This window comes from Kitasatospora sp. NPDC017646 (genome assembly GCF_044329365.1).
Classification (GTDB): Bacteria; Actinomycetota; Actinomycetes; order Streptomycetales; family Streptomycetaceae; genus Kitasatospora.
In genome coordinates, this window is the sequence record NZ_JBIRJC010000021.1 from 18,487 (window position 1) to 39,665 (window position 21,179).

General features: G+C 73.6%; 22 protein-coding genes. 11 read left to right on the plus strand and 11 right to left on the minus strand.

Translation table 11 applies throughout. The annotated features are described in order from the left end of the window. Positions 1-40: 40 nt before the first annotated feature. Entirely contained in the window at positions 41-1,432 is a 1,392-nt protein-coding gene (locus ACH4J0_RS27930; RefSeq protein ID WP_396243361.1) for an ABC transporter substrate-binding protein, read from the plus strand. Between the two features lie 60 nt (positions 1,433-1,492). On the opposite strand, the gene ACH4J0_RS27935 is transcribed toward ACH4J0_RS27930, so the two are convergent. Continuing rightward, positions 1,493-1,762 (minus strand): helix-turn-helix domain-containing protein, encoded by a 270-nt coding sequence (locus ACH4J0_RS27935; protein WP_030285102.1) that lies wholly within the window; start codon positions 1,760-1,762, stop codon positions 1,493-1,495. 102 nt (positions 1,763-1,864) lie between these two features. Here ACH4J0_RS27935 and map point away from each other — a divergent pair, with 102 nt between their 5' ends. Beyond that, a complete protein-coding gene (gene map, locus ACH4J0_RS27940) occupies positions 1,865-2,632 on the plus strand; it encodes a type I methionyl aminopeptidase (RefSeq protein ID WP_396243362.1) in 768 nt (255 codons plus the stop codon). Positions 2,633-2,687: 55 nt separating this feature from the next. Next, positions 2,688-3,113: an acyl-CoA thioesterase gene (locus ACH4J0_RS27945; RefSeq protein WP_396243363.1), complete on the plus strand. Its 426-nt coding sequence runs from the start codon at positions 2,688-2,690 to the stop codon at positions 3,111-3,113. Here the strand turns inward: ACH4J0_RS27945 and ACH4J0_RS27950 are convergent. After that, complete coding sequence (locus ACH4J0_RS27950; protein WP_396243364.1) at positions 3,099-4,484, minus strand: YibE/F family protein; 1,386 nt, start codon at positions 4,482-4,484, stop codon at positions 3,099-3,101. The genes ACH4J0_RS27945 and ACH4J0_RS27950 overlap by 15 nt on opposite strands. Positions 4,485-4,673: 189 nt before the next feature. Here ACH4J0_RS27950 and ACH4J0_RS27955 point away from each other — a divergent pair, with 189 nt between their 5' ends. Together ACH4J0_RS27955 and ACH4J0_RS27960 are read left to right on the plus strand one after the other, a co-directional pair. Next, a complete protein-coding gene (locus ACH4J0_RS27955; RefSeq protein ID WP_396243365.1) occupies positions 4,674-6,167 on the plus strand; it encodes an alpha/beta hydrolase in 1,494 nt (497 codons plus the stop codon). A 174-nt stretch (positions 6,168-6,341) separates the two neighbouring features. After that, positions 6,342-8,642: a transglycosylase domain-containing protein gene (locus ACH4J0_RS27960; RefSeq protein WP_396243366.1), complete on the plus strand. Its 2,301-nt coding sequence runs from the start codon at positions 6,342-6,344 to the stop codon at positions 8,640-8,642. 52 nt (positions 8,643-8,694) lie between these two features. Here ACH4J0_RS27960 and ACH4J0_RS27965 read toward each other — a convergent pair whose 3' ends face one another. The 3 genes from ACH4J0_RS27965 to ACH4J0_RS27975 all read right to left on the minus strand — a co-directional run bounded on the left by ACH4J0_RS27965 (position 8,695) and on the right by ACH4J0_RS27975 (position 10,643). Then, positions 8,695-9,318: a hypothetical protein gene (locus ACH4J0_RS27965; protein ID WP_396243367.1), complete on the minus strand. Its 624-nt coding sequence runs from the start codon at positions 9,316-9,318 to the stop codon at positions 8,695-8,697. A 4-nt stretch (positions 9,319-9,322) separates the two neighbouring features. Next, entirely contained in the window at positions 9,323-9,871 is a 549-nt protein-coding gene (locus ACH4J0_RS27970; RefSeq protein WP_396243368.1) for an RBBP9/YdeN family alpha/beta hydrolase, read from the minus strand. Between the two features lie 313 nt (positions 9,872-10,184). Then, positions 10,185-10,643, minus strand: coding sequence for a MarR family transcriptional regulator (locus ACH4J0_RS27975; RefSeq protein ID WP_396243369.1), 459 nt, complete (start codon positions 10,641-10,643; stop codon positions 10,185-10,187). Between the two features lie 104 nt (positions 10,644-10,747). On the opposite strand from ACH4J0_RS27975, the gene ACH4J0_RS27980 reads away from it, so the two are divergent. Then, positions 10,748-12,004 (plus strand): alpha/beta hydrolase, encoded by a 1,257-nt coding sequence (locus ACH4J0_RS27980; protein WP_396243370.1) that lies wholly within the window; start codon positions 10,748-10,750, stop codon positions 12,002-12,004. 10 nt (positions 12,005-12,014) lie between these two features. Here the strand turns inward: ACH4J0_RS27980 and ACH4J0_RS27985 are convergent, their stop codons facing one another. Continuing rightward, positions 12,015-13,247: an MFS transporter gene (locus ACH4J0_RS27985; protein WP_396243371.1), complete on the minus strand. Its 1,233-nt coding sequence runs from the start codon at positions 13,245-13,247 to the stop codon at positions 12,015-12,017. A 171-nt stretch (positions 13,248-13,418) separates the two neighbouring features. Here ACH4J0_RS27985 and ACH4J0_RS27990 point away from each other — a divergent pair, with 171 nt between their 5' ends. Further along, positions 13,419-13,655: a DUF2277 domain-containing protein gene (locus ACH4J0_RS27990; protein ID WP_396243372.1), complete on the plus strand. Its 237-nt coding sequence runs from the start codon at positions 13,419-13,421 to the stop codon at positions 13,653-13,655. 48 nt (positions 13,656-13,703) lie between these two features. After that, positions 13,704-13,940, plus strand: coding sequence for a DUF6296 family protein (locus tag ACH4J0_RS27995; protein ID WP_396243373.1), 237 nt, complete (start codon positions 13,704-13,706; stop codon positions 13,938-13,940). Positions 13,941-14,070: 130 nt separating this feature from the next. Here the strand turns inward: ACH4J0_RS27995 and ACH4J0_RS28000 are convergent, their stop codons facing one another. The 5 genes from ACH4J0_RS28000 to ACH4J0_RS28020 form a co-directional block, all read right to left on the minus strand. Next, positions 14,071-14,412, minus strand: coding sequence for a hypothetical protein (locus ACH4J0_RS28000; RefSeq protein WP_396243374.1), 342 nt, complete (start codon positions 14,410-14,412; stop codon positions 14,071-14,073). Between the two features lie 103 nt (positions 14,413-14,515). Continuing rightward, positions 14,516-14,680 (minus strand): hypothetical protein, encoded by a 165-nt coding sequence (locus ACH4J0_RS28005; protein ID WP_396243375.1) that lies wholly within the window; start codon positions 14,678-14,680, stop codon positions 14,516-14,518. A 165-nt stretch (positions 14,681-14,845) separates the two neighbouring features. Continuing rightward, a complete protein-coding gene (locus ACH4J0_RS28010) occupies positions 14,846-16,063 on the minus strand; it encodes a cytochrome P450 (RefSeq protein ID WP_396243376.1) in 1,218 nt (405 codons plus the stop codon). Positions 16,064-16,170: 107 nt separating this feature from the next. Then, positions 16,171-16,374 (minus strand): ferredoxin, encoded by a 204-nt coding sequence (locus ACH4J0_RS28015; protein ID WP_396243377.1) that lies wholly within the window; start codon positions 16,372-16,374, stop codon positions 16,171-16,173. A 219-nt stretch (positions 16,375-16,593) separates the two neighbouring features. After that, a complete protein-coding gene (locus ACH4J0_RS28020; protein ID WP_396243378.1) occupies positions 16,594-18,138 on the minus strand; it encodes an ATP-dependent DNA ligase in 1,545 nt (514 codons plus the stop codon). 237 nt (positions 18,139-18,375) lie between these two features. Here ACH4J0_RS28020 and ACH4J0_RS28025 point away from each other — a divergent pair, with 237 nt between their 5' ends. The 3 genes from ACH4J0_RS28025 (at position 18,376) to ACH4J0_RS28035 (ending at position 21,068) form a co-directional block, all read left to right on the plus strand. Further along, entirely contained in the window at positions 18,376-18,654 is a 279-nt protein-coding gene (locus tag ACH4J0_RS28025) for a hypothetical protein (protein WP_396243379.1), read from the plus strand. A 205-nt stretch (positions 18,655-18,859) separates the two neighbouring features. Next, complete coding sequence (locus ACH4J0_RS28030) at positions 18,860-19,654, plus strand: glycerophosphodiester phosphodiesterase (RefSeq protein WP_396243380.1); 795 nt, start codon at positions 18,860-18,862, stop codon at positions 19,652-19,654. A 7-nt stretch (positions 19,655-19,661) separates the two neighbouring features. Further along, positions 19,662-21,068, plus strand: a complete 1,407-nt coding sequence (locus ACH4J0_RS28035) for an MFS transporter (RefSeq protein WP_396243381.1) — start codon at positions 19,662-19,664, stop codon at positions 21,066-21,068. Positions 21,069-21,179: the final 111 nt, after the last annotated feature.

Here is a 21,179-nt window from a genome sequence, read left to right on the forward strand (position 1 = left end):
CCGTCGGCACCCGTCCCCCTTCCGGAAAGAGAGAACCCTCGTGAAGAAGAGTGCACGCGCGCTCGCGGCCCTGCTGGTGGCCGGCCTGTCCCTGACCGCCTGCGGCTCCTCCGGCGGCTCCGGCTCCGGCTCTGGCGGCTCCGCCGACGCTCCCGGGGCCCAGGCGCTCGACCAGGCCTCCGGCGTGACCACCGTCGAGTTCTGGCACTCGATGACCGGCAAGAACGCGGACGTGCTGAACGGTCTGGTCAGCCAGTTCAACGCCGCCCACCAGGGCAAGATCGAGGTCAAGGCGCAGTTCCAGGGCAAGTACGACGAGCTGGTCACCAAGTACAAGGCCGCGGTGCAGCAGAAGGGCACCCCCGCCCTGGTGCAGGTCTACGACATCGGCACCCGGTTCATGATCGACTCCAAGCAGACCGTCCCCACCCAGGCCTTCGCCGACAAGGACGGCTACTCGCTGGACGACCTCGACCCCAACATCCGCAACTACTACTCGGCCGGCGGCAAGCTGGTCTCGATGCCGTTCAACTCCTCGATGCCGCTGCTCTACCTGAACACCGACGCCTTCAAGGAGGCCGGCCTCGACCCGGCCCAGCCACCCAAGGACCTCAACGAGCTGGCCGACGCGGCCAAGAAGCTCACCAAGAAGGACGCGGACGGCAAGACCGTCCGCTACGGCTTCGGCGCCGCCATCTACGGCTGGTTCGTCGAGGAGCTGATCGCCGAATCCGGCACCATGTACTGCGACAACGACAACGGCCGCAGCAACAAGGCGGGCAAGGTCGTGTTCGACTCCGCCCAGGGCGCGCAGATCGTCCAGTGGTGGGCCGACCTGGTCAAGGGCGGCTACGCGGCCAACACCGGCCGGGTCACCGACGACGCCCAGGCCGCCTTCAAGTCCGGCACGGTCGCGATGCACCTGGAGTCCACCGGCGTGCTGCGCGGCTACACCGAGGCCGCCGGGTTCGGCGTCGGCACCGCGCCCTTCCCCAAGGTCACCGCCGCCGACCAGGGCGGCGCGGCGATCGGCGGCGCCTCGCTGTGGATCAGCGGCCCCGGCCACTCGGACGCCGAGAAGCGCGCCGCCTGGGAGTTCGAGAAGTTCCTCACCGGCCCCGAGCAGCAGGCCGCCTGGCACACCGGTACCGGCTACTTCCCGGTCAACCGGAAGTCCCTGGACGACCCCGGGGACAAGGAGTGGGTGGCCAAGTACCCGCAGTTCCGGACGGCCATCGACCAGCTGAGGGCCACCAAGCCCACCCCGGCCACGGCCGGCTGCCTGCTCGGCGTGATGCCGCAGGCCCGCAAGGGTGTGGAGACCGCCATCGAGCAGACCATCGCAGGCGGCAAGACCGCCCAGCAGGCCCTGGCCGACGCGGCCAAGGAGCTCCAGCCCGCGATCGAGAGCTACAACGGCTCGGTCGGCTGACCACTCCCGCCCAGCCCGACGGCCCGCCCGGCGCACCGCGCGTCCGGCGGGCCGTCGCCGTCAGGCCGAGAGCGCCTCGCCGTCCTCGGGCAGCACGCACGCGCCCGCCAGCTCGTCCAGCGACAGGTCGAGCGCGAAGGCCAGCGCCGCGATGGTGAAGAACGACGGCGTCGGCGCCCGACCCGTCTCGATCTTCCGCAGCGTCTCCGCCGAGACACCGGCCACCGCCGCCACCTCGACCATGCTGCGCTCGCCACGCGCCTCGCGCAGCAGCGCCCCGAAGCGCTCCCCACGCTCGCGCTCCCACGGGGTCAGCGGAGTCCTCACCATGCCGTCGAGTCTAGGGCCTGGCGGTCCTCCGGAGGCCGACCGGTTCCCCCGACCGTGATACAAATACCGGTATAAGAATTGGTTCCAGGGGAGTGGTTCATCATGGTCGAACTCAAGTCGGACGCCGCCCTCGCCGCGATGCGGGAGGCCGGGAGGGTCGTCGCCAACGCGCTGGCGGCCGTGCAGCAGGAGGCGGCGGTGGGCGTCAGCCTGCTGGAGCTGGACGAGGTGGCGCGGGGCGTGCTCACCGCCGCGGGGGCCGGATCGCCGTTCCTCGGCTACCGGCCGTCCTTCGCGCCGGTGCCCTTCCCTGCCGTCATCTGCGCCTCCGTCAACGACGCCGTGGTGCACGGCATCCCGAACGGCTACCGGCTGCGCGACGGTGACCTGGTGAGCATCGACTGCGGCGCCGTGCTGGACGGCTGGTGCGGCGACTCCGCCGTCAGCTTCACCGTCGGCGCCGCCCGCCCCGAGGACGAGGCGCTGATCGCCGCAACCCGGCGCGCCCTGGAGGCCGGGATCGCCGCCGCCGTGGTCGGCAACCGGATCGGCGACATCGCCCACGCCATCGGCAAGGCGGCCCGCACCGGGCGCTACGGACTGCTCGAAGGCTTCGGCGGGCACGGCATCGGCCGCCGGATGCACGAGGACCCGCACCTGCCCAACGAGGGCCGCCCTGGCCGGGGTTACCCGCTGCGCCCGGGCCTGGTGCTGGCCATCGAGCCGATGCTCATCGCCGGCGGCCGCGACGACTACGACACCGACCCCGACGGCTGGACCCTGCGCACCACCGACGGAACCCGCGCCGCCCACGTCGAGCACACCGTCGCCATCACCGAGGACGGCCCGCAGATCCTCACGCTGCCGTAGCCGGGTGACGGACGCCACGCGGTGCCGCCCGTCCGGCCGGAGTACCGTGCGGGGCATGACCGATCAGGACTTCACCACGCAGGTCACCGTGCGCGGCTACGAGACCGACACCCAGGGCCACCTCAACCAGGCCGTCTACCTGCAGTACGCCGAGCACGCCCGCTGGGAGTACCTCCAGGCGGCCGGGATCCGGCAGGCCGACCTGCTCGCCAAGGGCGTGGGCCCGGTGGTGCTGGAGACCACGGTGAAGTACCTGCGGGAGCTGCGCGCCGGGGACACGGTGGAGATCAGCTGCGTGTTCAGCTGGCGGGAGGGCAAGACCTTCCAGGTCGTGCAGCGGCTGACACGCGAGGACGGCGTGCTGGCCGCGGAGATCACCGGGGTGGGCGGCATCCTCGACCTCGCGGAGCGCCGGCTGGTCGCCGACCCGCGCGAACCGCTGCGCGCCCTCGCCTCGGACCCGGGGCTACTCGGCCTCTGACAGCTCCACCGGCCGCCCCGCGCGTGCCGGTGCCGCCCCGAGGAGGGCCGCCGCCGGCCGGGGGAGGTCGGCGGCGGCGATCAGGGCGGCCAGCCCGGTGGTCACCGGCACCGCGGCGACCAGGCCGATGCTGCCGACCAGGGTGCGGGCGATCTCCTCGGCGACCAGTTCACTGGTGGCCACCGACACCACCGTCCGGTGGGCGATGGAGAACAGCAGGAGCAGCGGCAGCGCCGCGCCCGCGTACGCGAGGACCAGGGTGTTGACGGTCGAGGCGATGTGGTCGCGGCCGATCCGCATGCCCGTCCGGTACAGTCGGCCGGCGCCCATCGTCGGATCGGCCTCGTGCAGTTCCCAGACCGCCGAGGTCTGGGTGACCGTCACGTCGAACAGCACGCCGAGCGAGCCGATCACGTACCCGGCCAGGAGGAGGCCGCGGATCTCGATGCCGGGGTACAGGTCGTGGATGAGCCCGGTCTCCTCCGAGGTGTTCCCGGTCAGGTGCGCCCAGGCGGCGAAGAGCAGGCTCAGCACCCCGATCAGCACCAGGGACGCCAGCGTTCCGAGCACCGCCACCGAGGTCCGGGCGGACAGGCCGTGGCACAGGTAGAGGGCGATCAGCATGATCGCGCTGGCGCCGACGATCGCCACCAGCAGCGGGTCCGAGCCGCGCAGGATGGCGGGCAGGATGAACAGCGAGAGCACGGCGAAGCTGATCGCCAGCGCGATCAGCGCGGCCACCCCCCGCCAGCGCCCGATCAGCACCACGACCACGGCGAACAGCCCGGCCAGCACGCCCATCGGCAGGTTCCGGTCCACGTCCACCACGCTGTACCGCAGGTCCACGGGGGCGTTCGGCGCGTACGTCAGGACGACCCGTTCGCCGAGCCCGTACTGCCGGGGCTCGGACGGGTGGACGACCACGGTGAACGAGCGGCCCCGGTCCGGGCCGTCGGTGACCTCGACGGTGTCCTGCCGACAGGTGCCCCGGTCGGCGGGGTTGAGGTCGCCGCACGGCAGTTCCCGGACGGCGGTGACCCGGCCGTGCCGGATCTGCTGGTCGAAGCCGATCCCGGTGTGCTGGTGGTCGGGGACGCCGTCCGGCCAGAGCACCACCAGGCCGGCCAGGACGGCCAGCGCGAACGGGATCAGCACGGCCGCGATCACCTTGCGCAGGTGCGCCGAGACCGGCGCGGCCGGTCCGTGGGCGTGCGAGTGCCCCACCGGCGCGGAGGGCCCCCCGTGCCCGTGACCCTCGGAGTGCCCGTCGTGCCCGTGACGCTCGCCGTGCCCGTCGTGCCCGTGACGCTCGCCGTGCCCGTCGTGCCCGTGACGCTCGCCGTGACCGTTGTCCGGTGTTCCTGCCTCCACCTCACGCCTCCTCAGTTCACCTCGGCCCCCGAAATCATCGGGGTCCGACGGACCGTCACCCCGTAGGCGGCGAGGCCGGGCGCGTCGTCCGGTGGTGCACGGCCCACCCCGGGGCCGGGGGATTACCCCACCCCCACCGGCCAGCTGCCCGCATGGTCCCAAGTCCACCGTCACAGCAGACTCTTGGGCATGCCGAACACCATTCGTCGAACCGCCGCCGCCACCGTGGCCGCCGCCCTCGCCGTCTCCGCGTTCACCGCCCTGCCCGCCGCGGCCGACCAGGGACACCCGCGCCGCGACCACCTCGACTGGTCCGCCTGCCAGGGCCAGAGCGACCAACGCCAGCAGTGCGCCGACCTCACCGTGCCCCTGGACTACAACGACCCGGGGGGCCAACAGATCACGGTCGCCGTCTCCCGGATCGCCACCGCCAAGCCCGGTCTGCGCCGCGGAGTGCTGCTGACCATTCCCGGCGGGCCCGGCGGCTCCGGACTCGGCATCCCCGCGAGTGCCGCCAAGCGTCTCCCGCAGTCCGTCCTGGACCGCTTCGACCTGGTCGGCTTCGACCCGCGCGGCGTCGGCCGGTCCACCCCGGTCAGCTGCGGCCTGGACACCCCGGACCTGGCGATGGTCAAGCTGCGGCCCTGGCCCGCCGCGGACGGCTCGATCGACGGGAACCTCGCCACCGAACGCCGGATCGCCGAAACCTGCGCCCGCAACGGCGGCCCGGTGCTGCGCAGCATCTCCACCGCCAACGAGGCCCGCGACATCGACCGGATCCGCCAGGCCCTCGGCGAGCGCAAGCTCTCCGCCTGGGGCACTTCCTACGGCACCTACGCGGGAGCCGTGTACGCCACCATGTTCCCTGGGCACACCGACCGGATCGTGCTGGACAGCAACGATGATCCGGACCCGTCGCGGGTCGGCCGCGGCTGGCTGGCCGCCTTCGGCCAGGGGGCGGAGGACCGCTTCCCCGACTTCGCCAAGTGGGCCTCGGCGCCGGACAATCCGGACCGGGTCGCGGACACCCCGGAGCAGGTGCGCCCGCTCTTCCTCGACCTCGCCGCCCGGCTGGACCAGGCACCGCTGCCCTGGCCGGGCGCCAACCCGGCCGAACTGAACGGCAACGTGCTGCGGGAGACCATGGTGGACAGCCTGTACGCCGACGCCAAGTTCCCCGATCTGGCCCGTCTGATGCTGGCCGGTCTCGGTCGCCGGCCGCTGCCCGCCCCGGTCCTGCCCCCTGAGCAGGCGGTGCAGAACACCACCGCCGTCTCGGTCGGCACTCTGTGCAACGACGTCAGCTGGCCCGCCGACCCGGCCGGCTACGCCAAGGACGTCGCCGCCGACCGCGCCGCCCGGCCGCTCACCGCGGGCATGCCGGTGAACGTGATGCCGTGCGCCTTCTGGCCGTTCAAGCCCGCCGAGCCGCCGGTGCGGGTGACCGACCGCGGCCCGGCGAACGTCCTGCTGGCCCAGAACCTGCGCGACCCGGCCACCCCGTACGCGGGCGCGCTCAAGCTCCGCGCCGCCTTCGGCGACCGCGCCCGGATGGTCACCGTGGACTCCGGCGGCCACGACGTCTACCTGGCGAACGGGAACGCCTGCGGCGACGCGGCGGTGACGGACTTCCTGGTGACGGGTCGCCGCCCGAGCGAGGACGTGTTCTGCGCGGCGGACTGACGCCCGGCGGGAACAGCTGACCCGGAGAGGCAACGGGCCGTGGGCGAACGGTCCTTGTCTCTTCGTGGACCTCCATTCGACCCCCGCACATGGGTCGAACCTGTCGCGATTTTGTGACAATAGTTCGCCAACACGCCGCCCACCGTGGGGATTCGCGGCCTTAATGTTCGAACTATGTCACCGAAGAGCCGCATACCTGCCCCGGACCCGGGCGACACCTGGGTGCCGCGCCCCCGGCGCCGACAGACCCCGCTCGCGATCCTGCGCCATGCGGCCACCTTCCTCGGCTCCAGCGTGCTGGGCGGCGTCCTGCTGGCCGGCCTGGTCCTCCCGGGGGCGGGCGCGGTCGGGCTCGGCGCGAAGAACGGCGCCGAGGGCTTCGAGAGCATCCCGGACGACTTCAAGGCCCCGCCGCTCACCCAGGCCACCCAGATCTACGACGCCAAGGGCGGTCTGATCGCCAAGGTCTACGAGCGCGACCGCACCGTGCTGACCGCCGAACAGATGTCACCGCTGATCCGCAAGGCCCAGGTGGACATCGAGGACGCTCGCTTCTACGAGCACGGCGCGGTGGACCTCAAGGGCGTCCTGCGGGCGATCACCAAGAACGCGGAGAGCGGCGCCGCCGTGCAGGGCGCCTCCACCCTCACCCAGCAGTACGTGAAGAACGTCAACGTCGAGCTGGCCGGGGACGACCCGGCGGCGGTGCGCGAGGCCCAGCGCAAGACCCTCGGCCGCAAGATCCAGGAACTCCGGTACGCCATCAAGCTGGAGGAGGACCTCCCGAAGGAGCAGATCCTCACCAACTACCTGAACATCACCTTCTACGGCCACCAGGCGTACGGCATCCAGGCCGCCTCCCAGCGCTACTTCAGCAAGGACGCCAAGGACCTCACCCTCCCCGAGGCGGCGATGCTCGCGGGGCTGGTGCAGAACCCGTCCCAGTACGACCCCAAGCTGCACCCGGTGGCCGCCCAGAAGCGCCGGGACACCGTCATCGACAAGATGGTCGAGAACAAGCACATCACCGCCGAGCAGGCCAAGGAGGCCAAGGCCGCCCCGCTCGGCCTCGACTACAAGGACCCGCAGAACGGCTGCATCACCGCCCAGGCCGGCATGGGCTTCTTCTGCGACTACGTCCGCCACGTCGTCAAGCAGGACCCCGCCTTCGGCAAGAGCGCCGCCGAGCGCAAGAAGCTCTGGGACACCGGTGGGCTGAACATCTACACCACCCTCGACCCGGACAAGCAGGCCGCCGCCCAGAACGCCGTCTCCACCAAGGTCTACGTCACCGACCCGGTCTCGGCGGCGATGACGATGGTCGAGCCCGGCACCGGCAAGATCCTGGCGATGGCCCAGACCCGCCCGTACGGCCTGGCGAAGGAGAAGAACCAGACCGTCGTCAACCTCAACGTGGACGCCGCGATGGGCGGGGGCATCGGCTTCCAGCCCGGCTCCAACTTCAAGCCGATCGTGGCCGCCGCCGCCCTGGAGGCCGGGCTGCCGCCCACCCAGCAGTACGACTCGCCGAACCGGATGGACTGGCCGACGACGAAGACCTGCGACGGCACCTGGAAGAACCTCAACAAGGGCACGAAGGAGGGGGTCATCCCCAACGAGAGCCCGCGCGAGAAGGGCCCGTACGGCCTCAAGGAGGCGATGGCCCTCTCCGTCAACACCTACTTCGTGCAGATGGAGCAGGAGATCGGGCTCTGCGCCGTCAAGCAGATGGCCAACAAGCTGGGCGTCGCGGGCAAGGCGAGCGGCGACCCGCTGCAGGAGGTGCCGGCCCTCGGCCTCGGCACCCAGGAGGTCAGCCCGCTGACCATGGCGAACGTCTACGCGACCTTCGCCGCCCGGGGCAGCTACTGCGCGCCGCTGGCGATCAACCGGATCACCACCGTCGACGGCAAGGACGTCCCGGTGACCCCGGCCCGCTGCAACCAGGTGATGTCCCAGGACACCGCCGACGTGATCAACAGCGTGCTGCTCGGCGTGACCGAGAAGGGCGGCACCGCCCGGGACCTCCGGCTCGACGACGACCGCCAGATCGCGGGCAAGACCGGCACCACGGACGAGAAGAAGTCCGCCTGGTTCACCGGCTACACCGGCAACCTGGCCGGCTCGGTCTGGCTGGGCAGCCCGGGCACCAAGGTGCCGATGCGCAACATCCGGATCGGCGGCCAGTACCAGGCCGAGGTGTTCGGGGCGACCGGCCCGGGCCCGATCTGGCAGAAGGCGATGAGCGACGCCGTCCGCACCATGCCGGACAAGCAGTTCACCACCGTCTACGTCCCGGACCAGGTCAAGCACGACCCGGGCTGCGCCACCCCCGGCAGCCCGACCGGCTCGGCCACCTGCACCGGGGCGCCCAATCCGGGGAGCACCGGCCGGCCGCGGGGCACCGACCCCACGGCCGGCGGTCCGAGCGGCCGCTACACCCCGACCACCCCGCCGGACGCCGAGGACCAGTGAGCCGCTGAACGGCCGAGGCCCCGCCCGAGCGCCCGCGCTCGGGCGGGCGGGCCTACCGCGCCTCGACCGGCTCGCCGCTGTCCTGGTCGAGGTTGAACACCCGCCGGTAGGAGTCGGTGACCACGGTGATCTGCGCCCGGCCGGTCCACGTCGCCTCCACCAGCCGGGCGCCGTCCGGGGCGCTGCCGACGTCCGCGAGCAGCCAGCGCCGGGCCGACCAGCCCTGGCCGCTCTCCAGCAGCACCTGCCAGCGCTCACCGGCCTGCGGCCCGGAGCCGTACGAGCGGTGCACCACCACGAGGGCCCGCTCCGCGCCGGCCGGGGCGTCCTCCCGGCTGCGGGTCTCGGCCGCCGACACCTTGTGCGCGGCCAGCACGCCGAGCAGGAACACCACCCCGGCGGTCACCGTGACCGCCCGGGTGGCCGCCCGTACGGCGGTGCGGCGGTCGCTCAGCCAGGCGGCGGCGATCAGCGCGGCCAGCGCGCCGCCGAGCAGCAGCTCCGGCCGGTTCAGCAGGTCGGCGACCAGCATCAGGCCGCCCGAGCGGCTCTCCCACTGCCCCTCGGTGTACAGCAGGACGGCCACCGCCCCGCAGGCCAGCAGCACCCGGACGAGGGTGCGCCTGGTCCGCGGCCCCCGGGCGTCCCAGCGCTCGTTCATCGTCCCCCCGGTCATGTGGTCACAGCTCCGCGAGAAGTTTCCGGCCCTCCGGCCAGTCGCCCAGCCCCGAGTCCGAGTTGAGGTGTCCGTACGCGCCCGGCTCGACGAACCGGGCGCCCCAGGCGGCGGCGAACTCCCGGGCCCGGGCAGGGGTCACCCACGGGTCGTCGGTGGAGGAGACCAGCATGGCCGGGAACGGGAACCGCTCCAGCGCCACCGGTCGGAAGCCCATCAGCTCCGGCACCTCGGCGGTGTCGACGTCCGCCGGGGCGACCAGCAGCGCGCCCCGCACGCCGGCCGTCCGCTCGGCCGGCGCCCCCGCCGCCCAGCGGGCCGCGGTGACGCAGCCCAGGCTGTGCGCGACCAGCACCACCGGCCCCCGGGCGGTGGCCGCCGCCACCGCCGCGTCCACCCGGGCCACCCAGTCGTGCTGCTCCGGGTGGTCCCAGTCCGCCTGTTCGACCCGGCGGAAGGCCTCCGGCTCGACGGCCTCCCAGTGGGTCTGCCAGTGCGCGGGGCCGGAGTTCTGGTAGCCGGGGAGGACGAGGTAGGTGGTGCGGTCGGGCATGGGCTCCTCCGGGAGGCGATCGGGCCGGTCGCGGGCGACGGAGGTCCGGTGGACGGACGGTGGGCGGTCGGTGGACGCTCGGTGGGCGGACAGCACGAGAGTCTAGGCCGCGCCCGCCCAGGCGCCGCAGCCGGGCGCCGCACCCGCCGCCGGCCCTTCTCCGCACCCGCCACCGCACCCGGCGCGCACGGCTCGTGACCGGCGCACAAGCCTGATGAGGAGGAGAAGACCGGCATCAAGGCCAACGGCGAGGGCCGCCTCCTCCTCGCCGAGGCCACCGGCGGATCCAGGGCCTTACTCCGAACTCGCGCCGCTAGAGCCGGTCGTAGACGGCGGACAGCCGGTGCAGCACCTCGGCGGCCCGGTCGAGGGCGTCCTCGTCGTAGTCGTCGAGGTCGCTGTGCAGGGCCTCGGCCAGGGCCTGCTGGCGCTGCCGGTGACGGGCGCGGCCCGCGTCGGTGAGCGTGACCAGGACGGAGCGCTTGTCCTCGGGCGGGCGGGTGCGGGTCACGTAGCCGGCGTTGACCAGGCCGTTCACCAGCTGGGTGGTGGCGGCGCCGGTGGTCTCGGTGCCGGCGGCGAGCTGGGTGATGGTGAGCGGCCCCTGCTCGGCCAGGGTGCGCAGGGCCCGGGCGTGGGTGAGGGAGAGGGCCCCCGGGGTGCGGGTGGCCCGGCCGCGCAGCCGGGCGTCGGCGGCGCTGAGACGGTAGGCGGCGCGGGCCAGGCGGTCGAGGGCCTGGGCGCGTCCGGGGGTGGGCGGCGGCTCGGTCATGGTCGGTGTCCTCCTCGGCGGGTTGACAGCAGCCTAGCTTCAGTACTTAATGAATAAGTACTTAATCACTAAGTACTTATCTATCTCTCCGGAGGGAGACCGCCATGACCATCCGTTCGACGGGCCAGAGCTGGGCCCTGGACATCGCCCTCGCCCAGGGCGGCTTCGACGCGCTGCACCCCGAGGCCGTCGGGACCATGGAGCAGCTCGGCCACGACCACACCGACTTCGCGAAGGTGTTCGCGATGGTCAGGAGCGGCGCGATGCTGCCCAAGGCGTGGGCCACGGTGGCCGGGCAGGCCGAGGAGCGCGCCGCCCACCACGAGCGCGGGGGCTTCGCGCAGACCGCCGCCGACCTCTACCTGCGGGCGGCGGTGATGTGGGGCCGGGCGCAGTACTCGATCTTCGACGCCGCCGATCCGCGCAAGGCGGCCATGCGCGCCCACGCCAACCACTGCGTGGAGCGGCTGGGCGCACTGCGCGACGGCCGGGTCCGGCGAGTGGTGCTGGACTTCGAGGGCGCGCAGATCTTCGCCCTGCTGCACCTGCCGGCCGGCCGGGTCGAGAACGCGCCCGCCGTCATCCTCGGGCCGGGGATGGACATGATCAAGGAGGACTACATCTGGGCGGCCGAGCGCTACTACACCTCGCGGGGCATCGTCGCGCTGTCCATCGAGGGCCCGGGTCAGGGCGAGAGCCGCGCCGGCGGGCTGACCGTCGACCTCGGCAACTACGAGCGGGCGATCGGCCGCTACCTCGACCACCTGGCCGCCCTCCCGGAGGTCGACGCGGACCGGATCGGCATGTTCGGCATCTCGATGAGCGGCTACTGGGGCTCCCGGGCTGCCGCCACCGACCGCCGCCTGGCCGCGCTCGCCGCCTTCGAGGCCGTCACCGGGGACTTCGCGACGATCTTCGAGCGCGCCCAGCCGACCTTCAAGAACAACTACATGTACATGGCCGGGTACACCGACGAGGAGGCCTTCGACCGGGACCTGGCCCACCGGATGCCGCTCGGTGACCTGGTCGCCGACATCTCCTGCCCGGTGCTGTACGGCATCGGCGAGTTCGACGAGCTGACCGACCTCGGGCAGGCCCTGGAGAGCTTCGAACGCATCCGGGCGCCGAAGGAGCTGCGGGTCTACGAGGACGAGTTCCACCCGCTGGGCGGGGTGGCGGCCGAGGCCTTCCGCTTCGGCGCGGAGTGGCTGGAGCGCGCCCTCGGCGGCGAGTTCGCCGACCCGGGCCGCGACGTGCGCCACCACGTCCACCGCGACGGACGCACCACCGACGGCACGGCCGACCCGGCCTGGTGGCTCGGCGCCGCCCCGGCGGTGCTCAGCGAACTCCGCCGGGGCTGAGCGACAGCGGCTACGGCGCGGGGGCCACGGCCGCGCCCGCCGGTACCGCTTCCGGTTCCACCGGCAGTTCCCTCGCCGGTTCCACCGGTGCCGGGGCCGGCGGGCGGCGGTCGGCCGCCCAGGCCAGCATCGCGACCACGGCGCCGGAGGCGGCCAGGCCCGAGCCCACCAGGGTCGGCGAGGTCCAGCCGAACCCCGCGTCCAGCGCGAGCCCGCCGAAGTACGCCCCCTGGGCGTTGGCCAGGTTGAAGGCGCCCTGCACCGTGGCCGAGGCCAGGGTGGGCGCGCCGCGCGCCTTCCGCATGACCAGGGTCTGCACCGCCGGGACGATCGCGAAGCCGAACAGCCCGATCAGCACCACGGTGGCGGCCGCCGACCAGCGGGCGTGCGCGGTCACCGCGAGCAGCGCCAGGGCGGCCGAGAGCAGGACGAAGGCCGCGCAGACCGTCGGCCGCAGAGCCCGGTCGGCGGCGAACCCGCCGAGCACGTTGCCGATCGTCATCCCCACCCCGAACAGCGCCAGCACCAGGGTCACCGAGCCGGTCGCGTACCCGGAGACCTCGGTGAGCAGCGGCGCAATGTAGCTGTAGCAGGCGAACAGGCCGCCGCAGCCGAGCACCACCGTGGCCAGCGCCAGCCACAGCTGCCCGCTGCGGAAGGCCCGCAGCTCGTGCCGGAGCCCGGACTGGGCGGGGGAGGGGAGGGCGGGCACCAGCCTGGCGATGGCGAGTGTCCCGGCGGCGGCGATCAGCACGACCACGAGCATGGTCGCCCGCCAGCCCAGGTGCTGGCCGAGCAGGGTGGCGGCCGGGACGCCGACGATGTTGGCGACGGTCAGCCCGGAGAACATCACCGCCACCGCCCGGGCCCGTCGGTCCGGCGTCACCAGCTCGGCGGCGGCCACCGCCCCGGCCCCGAAGAAGGCGCCGTGCGGCAGCCCGGTGATCAGCCGGGCGGCGGCCAGCGTCCAGAAGTCGGGCGCCAGCGCGCACAGCAGGTTGCCGGTCGCGAACAGCCCGGCGAGCGCCACCAGCACCGTCTTGCGGGGCTTCCCGGCGGCCAGCGCGGTGAGCAGCGGCGCGCCGACCACCACCCCGAGCGCGTAGGCGGAGATCAGCCAGCCCGCCTGCGGGATGGAGACGTGCAGACTGTCGGCGACCTGGGGGAGCAGCCCCATGGCGGCGAACTCGGTGGTGCCGATGGCGAAAGCGGTGACGGCCAGCGCGAACAGCGCGAGAGGCAAGGGGGTGACTCCGGGGTGATGCCCGTGCGCGTCGACGGCACGCGGCGGATGATTCGTTCACCGGGCATCCTAATCCGGCCGGATGACGTCCTCGTGAGGCCCGGCTGACGAACGGGGGCCGCGGGAGCGGAGGAGGTCGCCGATGCGGCCGCGGCGCGGGAGACTGGGGGCATGTGCCGCAACATCAGGACGCTGCGACCGCCCGTGACGCCCGACGCCGACGAGGAGGACTTCCGCGCCGCCGCGTTGCAGTACGTCCGCAAGGTGTCCGGCTTCCGCGCCCCGGCCGCTCACAACCGCGAGGCCTTCGACCGGGCCGTGGACGCGGTCGCCGAGGCCACCTCCCGGCTGCTGGCCGAGCTGGAGGTGCGCGGCTCGCACGCCCGGGCCGCGGAGGCCACGACCTAGCGACCGGCCCGGCGCGTACGGGCCGCCGACAGGGAGCAGGAGCCGGTGATGAACCCCGCCAACCGTTATGCCCTCACCTTCCCCGGCACGCCCGGTACCCAGGCCCCGCAGGACGTGGTCGTGGTCACCCGGACCAGCGCCAACGGCCCGGGAGGGCACCCCGTGTACGAGGACCCCACCGGCATCGTCCGGGCCGAGATCAGCGACGCGGGCGAGGTCCGGATGCTCGCCAGCGGCGGCCACCAGACGCCGCACCTGCCGGTGCACGCCCAGCCACTGTCCTAGAAGACCAGGGCCCGTCCCGGAACCGCCCCGCGGCCCGGCCCCCCTGAGCCCGCCCGCGGCCCTGTGGGGCGCCGCGGGCGGGCTCAGCTGCTGAGGGGCAGGGACGGGGGATCGGGCGTCGGGGGCCGAGTCACGCGGTCGGGGGCGGGGGCGGGGCGACCGCTCCGCGCCCCGCCTTGACGCCGTTCACCATCGCCTGGTGGACGGCCCGCGCGGTGGTCTCGTCCGCCGCGGGCACCGGGCTGCCGGAGACCGTGTACCAGTCGAGCGCGCCGGTGTACTGGACGGTCAGCCGCGCCTCGCCGTCCACCCACGTGGTGTGCACGGTGAGGTCTCCGGAGATCGGCCCGACCTCGGCGGTGGTGACCCCGCCGGGGCCGCTGATGATCGACTGGGTGGTCCAGGTCGCCCACGAGGTGCGCGGGTCCACGGGCGACCGGGCCTGTCGGCCGGCTTGATCGTGTTCAGTCATGCGCCTATCCTCCCCCGCCGGTGGGCCGCCGCCCGGGCGGCGACACCTGCGGTCGCAGGGACCGCCCGGTTCCGCCGGGCGGTCGGATCGGTGTGGCGGACGGTCAGTTGTCGGCGCCGGGTTCGTCCAGCACGGGGTCGCCCTCCGCCTGGGAGGTGTCCTGTGCGTGCAGGTTCTGCATCGAGGTGATGCCCTCCTCGGGATCTGTGGCGCGGACGTCCTCCTCGCGGTCGGTGCTCACCTCGGAGCGTTCGCTCATGTCGGTCATCGCGGGCTCCGTCTCCTCGTCCGGCCCCGGCGCGCCCGAGCCGGAGGCGTGGCTGGGCCGGTCTGTCTGTCGCCCCTCCAGACTGCCTCCCGCCCGGCGTGGAGGCCAGCCGGGTGATCCGCGGACCCCCGACCGACCACATCGGCGCTCGCCGGTCGCTCGTCCTCACCAGGTCACGGGCAGCGACCGCATCCCGTAGATGAACGATTCCGTACGGAACTCCCGCTCGGCCCGCGTGACGGCCAGCCGCAGCCCGGGCAGCCGTCGGAACAGGGTCTCCAGGGCGATCTGGAGCTCGGCACGGGCCAGCGGCTGGCCCAGGCACTGGTGCACGCCGAAGCCGAACGCCATGTGCCGACGGGCGTCCCGCCCCAGGTCCAGTTCGTCCGCGGGCCGCCGGTCGGCGCCGCCGAACACCTCCTCGTCCCGGTTCGCGGTGGAGACCATCGCGATCACGCCCTCCCCGGCCCGGACCGTGACGCCGCCCAGCTCCACGTCCTCCAGCGCCACCCGGGGCAGCCCGGTGTGCACGATGGTCAGCACACGCAGCAACTCCTCCACCGCGCCGGGCAGTGCGGCCGGGTCGGCGAGCGCGGCGATCTGCTCGGGCTGCTCCAGCAGCAGGGCCGTCGACAGCGAGATCATGTTCGCGGTCGTCTCGTGCCCGGCTATCAGCAGCAGGACCCCCGTGCTGGCGACCTCGTCCACGGTCAGGTCGTCCCGCGCGGCGAGCCGGCTGAGGATGTCGTCCGCCGGCTGCTCGCGCTTGCGGGCCGCCAGAGCGCGCAGGTACTCCAGGACCTCGTCCCGGGCCGCCTTGAGCTGTTGCGTGGTGCTCTCCCGGCTGAGCAGGGTGCGGCTCAGGCCCTGGAAGCGGTCGCGGTCCTCGTACGGCACGCCGAGCAGCAGGCAGATCACCAGCGAGGGCACCGGGAGCGCGAACTCGGCGACCAGGTCGGCCTCGGTGCGGCCCTCGGTCATCCGGTCCAGCGCCTCGTCCACGATCCGCTGGATCTCCGGGCGCAGCGCGGCCACCCGCTTGACCAGGAAGTCGCCGGTGACCATGCGGCGCTGCCGGGCGTGCTCCGGGTCGTCGAGCCGCAGGAAGCTCGGGTTGTCGGTGACCAGCGTCTCCCGGCCGCCGGGGACCAGCAGCGGGAAGGCCGGGTTGCGCAGGTCCGCGCTGAACCGGCGGTCGGACAGGACGGTGCGGACCTCGGCGTAGCCGGTCGCCAGCCAGCAGGAGCTGCCGTCGGGCAGGTCGGCGCGGGTCATCGGGCCGGTGGCGGCGGCATCGGTGTACGCGGGTGGCGGGCCGAACGGGCAGCCGCTGGAGTGCGGGGCCGGCAGGGGGACGGCCTGGGCGGTGGGTGTGGTGGTCAAGGTGGGGGTCTCCTTGTGTCGCGGTCTGCTGGTGTCGCGGTGTCCTCGTGGGTCGTCGGGGCGCGGGGCGCCGGGCCGTGGTGTTCCGGGGGCGGGCCAGGGGCCCGTCAGGCCCCGTCCTCGGTGACGGTGATCGCACCGCCCGGGCAGAGCTCGGCGGCCAGTCTGACGTCCTCGTACTGGTCGGGCCTGAGGGAGGACTGACGGAGCCTCACCAAACTGTCCTGGTCGTCCTGGTCGAAGACCTCCGGGACGTTCAACACGCACATCCCGGAGCTGCAGCAACGGTCCCGGTCGACGCTCACCTGCATGTCGGGCACCTCTCGCCAGTGCGCCGCCGGCTGCCCGGCGGCCGCCTCTCGTTGTCATCGCCAACCTAACCGCCGCTCGTCCGCCCACGGAGGGTGCGGCGGCCGGATCACCGAGAATGGCCGATTCGGCTCTCGTTCCAACCGCCCTGCGGTACGGCAGGTTTGAACTCGACGTTACTCCGCCACGGGGCTCGCGTCACAGCGCTCGCGGGGCGCGCTTCACAGCCCCTCGGCGGCCGCGATCTCCCGTACGGTGGCGACGGTGTCCGTCTCGGCGGCGCCCTTGTCCGGCCGGTAGCGCACCACCCGGGCGAACCGCAGCGCCAGCCCCGCGGGGTAGCGGGGGCTACGCTGGAGACCGTCGAAGGCGATCTCGACGACCAGTTCCGGCCGGACCCACACCGTCCGGGCGTCCCGCTCGGTCTCCCGGGCGAGCAGCTCGGCGGTCTGCCAGGCGAGCGTCGCGTCCGTCAGCCCCTTGAAGGTCTTGCCGAGCATCACCCACGGGCCGAGACCCGGCTCCTCCGCCGTCGCCCGGGCTCCCAGGTGCAGGTTGCTCAGGAACCCCTGCCGCCGGCCGCTGCCCCACTCGGCGGCCAGCACCACCAGGTCCAGGGTGTGCCGGGGTTTCACCTTGATCCAGCCCGCCCCGCGCCGCCCGGCCGCGTACCCGGCCGCCGGGTCCTTCACCAGCACGCCCTCGTGGCCGAGCGCCAGCGCCTCCCGGAAGAACGCCAGCGCCTGCGCCCGGTCCCCGGTCTCGGTCCGGGCCACCCGCAGCCGCTCCGGCACCGACTCGGCCAGCGCCGCCCAGCGCTCCCGGCCGGGACGGTCCACCAGGTCCTCGCCGTCCCGGTGCAACAGGTCGAAGAAGTAGACACTGAGCGGCACTTCGGCCCGCAGCCGCACCGGATCCTGCCGGGAGGCGGAGCGCGCGGCGGTCTCCTGGAACGGGCGCGGCCGCCCGTCCGGACCGAGCGCGATCGCCTCACCGTCCAGCACCGCCGTCCGCACCGGCAACGCCAGCGCCGCCTCCACCACCTCCGGCACGCGCGCGGTGATGTCGTCCAGACTGCGGGTGAACACCGCCACCTCCCCGCCGTCCCGGTGCACCTGCACCCGGATCCCGTCCAGCTTCCACTCCACCCCCGCCGGCCCGGTGCGCTCCAACGCCGACGCCACATCCGGCGCCGAAGCCGCCAGCATCGGCCGCACCGCCCGCCCCACCTCCAACCCGAACGCCGTCAGTGCCGCCTCCCCGCCACCCAGCGCCGCCGCCGCCACAGCCCGCGCCGACCCCCGGAACATCAGCGCCCGCCGCACCGCCGCCACCGGTACCCCGGCCGCCTGCGCCACGGCCTCCCCGACCAGCGCGTCCAGGGCCCCCTGCCGCAGGTCCCCGACCAGCACCGCCCGCAGGAACCCCTGCTCCACCTCCGTCGCCCGCCCGAACAGCGCCACCAGCAGCCGTCGCCGTTCCGCCTGCGACCCGGGCCCGTGCACCCCCGCGATCCGCTCCAGCTCCCGCTCCACCTCCCGCACCCCCAACGCGGCCACGGCCGCCGGCCCCGGCAGATCCCGCAGCGCCGCCCAGCCCACCCCCGTCCGCAACCGCTGCGCCTCACCCGACAGCAACACCACCGCCGCCGCCCCCTCCTCGGGCCCCAGCTCCCGCAGACACCCCGCCAGCAACCCCACCTTCGCCCGCCGCCCGGGCTCCGCCGCCACCTCCCGCGACACCACCGCCAGCCGCCACAGCCCCATCCGCCCACACCTCCACCCCCAGCATCGACGCCCGCGCCCACCCCCGCACCCGGGCCCCGCCCCGCTCCGGGCGCCGCGCCCACCTCGCAGCTCGACCGCCGAGGGTCTGCCGTTGGCTGCCCACGGCGTCCGCCCATCTCCGCAGCTGGGCGCCGACGTAGGAGACCGCGGCGAAGTAGGCTTGCCCACAGGGCGGTTGGTCCTCCCGAGCCACCGCTCCGCCGAGGGGGTATCGCCGTGTCGATCGAGTTCGTTCGCCGGGTGGACGGCCTGGTTTGCCGCTACCGCCCGGACGGCGAGTTCAACGGCAGGCCGTCGTTCAAGCGGCTGGACCTCGACGTGTGGTGCCGCTGGCTGCCCGGGCGGGGTTGGTGCACCGTCGGTGCCGACGGGAGTGCCAACGGCTGGCCGCTGCACGGCCGGTCGGGCCAGGGGATGTTCCCGCCACTCGGCCCGTGGCGGAGCTGGAAGGCCGGCAAGTCGTACCTCTACGACCTGCGCCGCACCGGTGAGTGACGGCCGGTGGGAGAGGGTGGCCCTGCCGTCGCTCGCCAGGAGTTCACGCCGAAGGCCGCGCCCGCGCCTCCCACGGCGGTCGCGAGCACGCGCTCGCCCGCCGCGTTACTGCTTGACAGGGTGCGTAATACTGTAACGCGCGCGGTCCGAGGCGCCGTCGGCGCGGGCCGTGCCCGCGTCCTCACCCAGCAGCTCGGAGCACCACATGCACCCCTTCCTCGACCACCCGGGGCCGCTGGCCTTCGCGCACCGGGGTGGTGAGCTCGGGCATCCGGAGAACTCGCTCGCCGCGTTCGAGGCCGCCGTCGCGCTCGGGTACCGGTACCTGGAGACCGATGTGCACGCGACCGCGGACGGTGTGCTGGTGGCCATCCACGACTCCCGGCTGGACCGGGTGACCGACCGTCGCGGGGCGGTGGCCGAGCTGCCCTGGGAGGACGTCCGGCGGGCCCGGATCGGGGGTACGGAGCCGGTGCCGCTGCTGGAGGACCTGCTCGGCGCCTTCCCGGAGGTCCGTTTCAACGTGGACGTGAAGGCGGCGCCGGCCGTCGGGCCTCTGGTCGAGGCGATCCGCCGGACCGACGCCTGGGACCGGGTCTGCGTCGGGGGCTTCTCCGACAGCCGCCTCGCCGCCGTCCGCGCCGCCGCCGGGCCCCGGCTGGCCACCTCGCTGGGCCCGCGCGAGGTGGCCCGGCTGCGGCTGCGCTCACTGGCCGGACCGTTGCTGCCCGGGCGCGGGGCGCCGTTCGCCGGGGTGTGCGCGCAGGTGCCGGAGCGGCACCGGGGGGTGCGGGTGGTCGACCGGGCCTTCGTCCGGGCGGCCCACCGGCTCGGACTGCAGGTCCACGTGTGGACTGTGGACGATCCCACACGGATCGGGGCTCTCCTCGACCTGGGTGTGGATGGCATCATGGCGGATCGCATCGACGTCCTGCGGGGCGTCCTCGGCGAGCGCGGCTGCTGGACGGACGGCAGCACCGGCTCCAGCACGGTGAAATAGGAGCCTCATGAGCACCACGGACCACTTGCCGGACGGCGTCTCGTCGCCCCCGGCAGCCGTCGGCGACGGCCGGGACCTGCGCCGGATGCAGTTCGGCTGGTACATCAACGACTGGGCCAACGCGGCCTTCTCGGCCACCGTCCTGACGGTGTTCCTCGGGCCGTACCTGACCGAGGTGGCGAAGAACGCCGCCGACTCGTCCGGCGACGTGCACCCGCTGGGCCTGACGATCCGTGCCGGATCGTTCTTCCCGTACACGGTCTCCTTCTCCGTGCTGATCTCGGTCGCGGTGATGCTGCTGACCGGCACGGTCGCCGACCGCACCGGGCGGCACAAGGAGCTGATGTGCGGCTTCGCCTACGTCGGCGCGCTCGCCACCATGGGGATGTTCCTGCTGCACGGCGACCGCTACCTGCTCGGCGGCGCGCTGCTGGTGGTCGCCAACATCGCGTACGCGGTGTCCGTGGCGCTCTCCTACGCCTACCTCCCGGGCCTGGCCGCCCCCGACGAGCGCGACGCGGTCTCCTCCAAGGGCTGGGCGTACGGCTACGCGGGCGGCGGACTGCTGCTGATCGCCAACCTGGCGCTGTTCCAGGGCCACGACGCGCTCGGCCTGTCCTCCGGTACCGCCGTGCGGATCTGCCTGGCCTCGGCCGGCCTGTGGTGGGCGCTGTTCACGATCGTCCCGATGCTGCGGCTGCCCTCCCGGGCTGGCGTCGTCCGGGAGCGCGCCGCGGCCGCGCCCGGCCGGCCGGCGTCCGAGCAGCCCGCCGCCGGCAGCCTGCGCGAACTCGGCCGCACCCTCAAGGGCATGCGCGAGCACCCGCTCACGCTGCTCTACCTGGCCGCCTTCCTCTGCTACAACGACGGCATCCAGACCGTCGTCTCGCAGGCCTCGCTGTACGGCAGCGAGGAACTCGGCATGGAGCAGACCTCGCTGGTCATCGCCGTCCTGATGGTCCAGATCGTGGCGATCGGCGGCGCTCTGCTGCTCGGCCGGATCGCCCGCCGGTACGGCGCCAAGAAGACCATCCTCGGCTCACTGGTCGGCTGGGTGGTCACCCTGGCCCTGGGCTACCTCATGCCCGCCCACCAGCCCGCCTGGTTCTACGCCCTGGCCTGCATGATCGGCCTGGTGCTCGGCGGCAGCCAGGCGCTCTCCCGCTCGCTGTTCTCCCACCTCATCCCGGCGGGCCGGGAGGCCGAGTACTTCAGCGTCTACAAGGTCAGCGACCGCGGCACCAGCTGGATGGGCCCGCTGGTCTTCGGCCTCGCCTACCAGGTCACCGGCAGCTACCGCTCGGCGATCATCTCACTGCTGATCTTCTTCGTGATCGGCTTCGCGGTGCTGGTGAAGGTCCCGGTGCGCCGCGCCATCGAGGCCGTCGGCAATCCGGTGCCCGAGCGTCTGTGACCCCGTCGTGGGGGGGGGGGGGGCGCGGGCCCCCCCCCCCCCCCCCCCCCCCCCCCCCCCCCCGCCCGCCCCCCGCGCGGCGCGGCGCCGCCCCCGGCAGAACCACGCGGC